The organism is Pseudoalteromonas sp. S3785 (genome assembly GCF_005887365.1).
Lineage (GTDB): Bacteria > Pseudomonadota > Gammaproteobacteria > Enterobacterales > Alteromonadaceae > Pseudoalteromonas.
Map to the genome: position 1 here is coordinate 1 of NZ_PNCT01000195.1, position 269 is coordinate 269.

The window sequence follows — 269 nt, forward strand, 5'->3', positions numbered from 1 at the left end:
AGATAGTAATTAATCGTCAAATTAACTGTCATCAATGCTCTCAAGTTCGTCTTTCAATTTATATTCCAACATTAATTTGCGAATATTATCAGCAGCTTGTCGATATTGCGCCTCATCGTTACTTGCAAGTAGCTCGGCAAGTTCATTACTGTACTGGTCTTTTAATTGTTTTATTTGTTATTCAAAATTAGCAATTGCTGTATCAGGGTCTCACGGCTATTCAAGCTCTTGAAGCTCGTCAATCTGCTCGATTTGCTGAATACAAACCA

1 protein-coding gene is annotated in these 269 nt (G+C 36.1%); it reads left to right on the forward strand.

What is annotated here, in order from left to right; translation table 11 throughout:
- Positions 1-191 (forward strand): hypothetical protein (locus CWC17_RS19495; RefSeq protein WP_212750661.1); only part of this gene is annotated, 191 nt, incomplete at its 5' end.
- Positions 192-269: the final 78 nt, after the last annotated feature.